At 40.6% G+C, this 3340-nt stretch carries 2 protein-coding genes and 3 pseudogenes; 2 read left to right on the plus strand and 3 right to left on the minus strand.

Translation table 11 applies throughout. The features are described 5' to 3' along the window. On the plus strand, window positions 1–455 hold a 455-nt coding region (locus tag BTHERMOSOX_RS09920), incomplete at its 5' end, for an ArdC-like ssDNA-binding domain-containing protein (protein ID WP_138121008.1). Here the strand turns inward: BTHERMOSOX_RS09920 and BTHERMOSOX_RS09925 are convergent. After that, window positions 452–1645, minus strand: a pseudogene (locus BTHERMOSOX_RS09925) (IS3 family transposase). The gene BTHERMOSOX_RS09920 and the pseudogene BTHERMOSOX_RS09925 overlap by 4 nt on opposite strands. A gap of 32 nt (window positions 1646–1677) precedes the next feature. After that, a pseudogene (locus tag BTHERMOSOX_RS09930) lies at window positions 1678–2193 on the minus strand (transposase); the annotation flags it as partial. 92 nt (window positions 2194–2285) lie between these two features. On the opposite strand from BTHERMOSOX_RS09930, the pseudogene BTHERMOSOX_RS09935 reads away from it, so the two are divergent. Then, window positions 2286–2861: pseudogene (locus BTHERMOSOX_RS09935) on the plus strand (IS256 family transposase); the annotation flags it as partial. Here BTHERMOSOX_RS09935 and BTHERMOSOX_RS09940 read toward each other — a convergent pair. Beyond that, window positions 2858–3142 (minus strand): DUF3135 domain-containing protein, encoded by a 285-nt coding sequence (locus BTHERMOSOX_RS09940; protein WP_138121012.1) that lies wholly within the window; start codon window positions 3140–3142, stop codon window positions 2858–2860. The pseudogene BTHERMOSOX_RS09935 and the gene BTHERMOSOX_RS09940 sit on opposite strands and share 4 nt — an antisense overlap. Window positions 3143–3340: the final 198 nt, after the last annotated feature.

Consider the following 3340-nt stretch of genomic DNA (forward strand, 5'->3'; position numbering starts at 1 on the left):
AAAACAAAACAGATACAAGCCTAGTCTCCGACGGGGACAAACGCCAAAAGCAGATTATTAAAAGCAAGAAAAAAGCAAAGACAGATATTTACCAAGAGGTAACAGATCAGATCGTAGATTTAATGGAAACGTTAGGATCGGGCTGGACGAAATCATGGACGGGTGCCAGCGGCCTTCCTCTTAATGTTTCTTCAGGTGTTAATTATCGAGGCATGAATGTTTTGTTGTTGGGTATTTCTGCAATGGTAGGTGGTTTCAAGTCTTCTACTTGGGGAGCGTATAAGCAATGGGCTGAAAAAGGTGGACAGGTAAAAAAGGGTAGTCAAGGTACGCGCGCTATTTTTTATAAAACATTGCTTATTGATGAAGCCAAAAGCAGCACGGGAAAAGAAGAAAAGATTCCTATGCTAAAAAGTTTTGTATGTAGTGGTCAAGTAAAACTGGCCACAGCTTAGTAGGCAAACCAGAACTTCTGCTCTGCCGCGTTTGGCGATAAACCGCCATTATGTTGATGAGGCCTTACTTGACTGTAATATCCGATGATATAGCGAATAACAGCATTTTTGGCTTCAACAAAAGAACGGTAACCTGTTTCAGGCACCCATTCTGTCTTTAAACTTCTAAAGAATCGCTCCATGGGACTATTGTCCCAGCAATTTCCACGGCGACTCATGCTTTGCTTGATTTGATAACGCCATAGTAATTGACGATATTTTCTACTGGTGTAATGGCTTCCTTGATCTGAATGGAACATTAAATTATCAGGCTGACCTCTGGTTTCAAAGGCCATAGATAACGCTTTACCTGTTAACTCACTATCAGGTGACAATGACATCGCCCAACCTATCGGTTTACGTGAAAATAAGTCCATCACTATGGCTAAATAAGACCATCGTTTTCCTGACCAGATGTAAGTCACATCACCGCACCAAACTTTGTTTGGCTTCTCAACATTAAACTCGCGTGCCAAATGATTAGGAATGGCGATATGTTCCTGTGTTGCTTTTTTATATGCATGCCCTGGTCGCTGGCAACTTGTTAATTCTAACTGCTTCATCATCCGACCTGAACGGTAACGGCTAAGGGGTAGTCCACGCAGTGTTGAAATGGCTGCAATCGTTCTGGCACCTGCGGAACCATTGCTTTCACCATGAATTAATTTAACCATTGTTAAGGCTTTAGCTTTATCACTTGAGGGTATCAATGGTCGATTAATCCAAGCACGGTAGCTACTGCGGTGAATATTGAACGTCTGACACAAGGCAACAATACTGTAGCTCTCTTTTAACCGTTTAATCATCGTAAATTGTTCCACGAGTCGGACATCAAGAGAGCCGAAGCCTTTTTTAAAATCTCTTTCTCCATCTCAATACGTTTTATCTTTTTCTCGAGCTCTCGTATTTTTAGCTGGTCTGGCGTTAAGGGTGTGGCTTTACCTACAATGCCATTACGTTCATTACGAAGCTGACGAACCCATTTATCCATGGTTGATTTACCCACGTCCATAGCTTGAGCAGCTTCTCGAACTGAATAACCTTGGTCAACCACTAATTGAGCCGACTCTAATCTAAATTCGGGTGAAAATTTAGGCCGTTTTTGTTTTGTCATTATGTCACCTGTTGTATTTATGAGGTGATAATATCACCTCTTATCAGGTGGCCAAATTTACTGTACCACTACATTAACCACAATACAGTCCAAATAGACAATTGGGTACACCGTATCCAACGGCCTAGATTGCCACTCAACAATCTGTTCAAGCACGGCATTCGTGACGTTAGAAATGAGCGTAGGTGAAATATCTGCGTCATACATTTCTGTAAATGTATCAACAATATCGCGTGTACTCATTCCTTTGGCATACAGGTGCAATATTTTGTCGTCCATGGAGGTAAAGCGCGTTTGATGCTGTTTGACTAATTGCGGCTCAAATTCAGCTTGCCTGTCACGAGGAATGTCAATTGTGAACTGACCTTCTTCGGTTTGAATACGTTTGGCTGAGAAGCCATTTCGACTATTTTCAGTCTCTGCCACCTCATGTTTTCCGTATCCTAAATGGGTTTCTAACTCCGCATTTAAGGCCGCTTCAACGGTGATTTTGGTTAACATCTGGCTAAAGCTGTTCAGCTCTTTTTCTGTTTTAATGCTTTTGGCTGCTTCACGTGCAAAAGCGTCGAGTTCTTTTTTGTTCATGTTCCCTATCCTTTCCCAATAAGGGGCTTATGATAGGCAGATACACAAAGTTATTTACAGTCTCCTTAGAAACCTTACAGTTTTACTTGACCATTACAGTATTGACCGAGCTAACTAACCGCGGCGTAAAAGATATTCTTATCGCCTGTGTGGACGGTTTAAAAGGCTTTCCTGACGCGATTAATGCTGCATTCACAGAGACACATATTCAATTATGTATTGTCCATATGGTGCGCAATAGCTTGAAGTATGTGACCTGGAAAGACTATAAAGCGGTCACCGGTGATTTAAAACAGATCTACAAATCAGCCACCGAAGAGGATGCTGTATTAGCCCTTGAGGCGTTCGCCTCAAAATGGGATGATAAATATCCTCAAATAAGCAAAAGCTGGCGTAGTCATTGGGAAAACCTCAACACCTTCTTTGATGATCCAACAGATATTCGCAAGGCGATTTACACCACCAATGCAATTGAATCATTAAACAGCGTTATTCGTAAAGCCATCAAGAAACGTAAGCTATTCCCATCAGATGATGCCGCTAAAAAAGTAGGGTATTTAGCCATTATGGCCGCATCCAAAAAATGGACGATGCCTATTCATAACTGGAAAATGGCGATGAATCGTTTTATCATTCAATTCGAAGAACGTTTAGCGGACTTCATTTAATTAAAAATGGCAGTTACACAAAACTTTTTACAGGCTCTATAAATTGAATCCATCATCATTTGGAAGACTTTCAAACAGCCATCCATTGGATTTTTTGATGCTTTTATTTTGGCATCAATGCACCACTGCAAGCCGTTTAAACGAGGTTGCATCTTTTGGGATGCATTATCAATGGCTATTTTAATCACTTCCTTGCGTTTTTTCTCAAAACCTTCAGGATCTTTCTTGGCAAGATCCATCCACTGGTCAAAATCAAACGCGGTTCTTTCATCATTTATCATGCGGACTCTCTTAGTCACAATAGCGTGAACAAATGTATAAAATAGTGACTGTTAGTATAACCTAGATAAAGTTAGAAATGTGATCAAGGTCAAGAATTTGATTTTTGAATTATTAGGGGATCGTTTGAACGTCGAATTTTGTTTGGCAACAAAGCGATTTTAAAATTTAATGTAGTTAGAATACCGACAATTACTGGC

It is taken from the genome of Bathymodiolus heckerae thiotrophic gill symbiont, from assembly GCF_900128515.1.
GTDB lineage: Bacteria > Pseudomonadota > Gammaproteobacteria > PS1 > Pseudothioglobaceae > Thioglobus_A.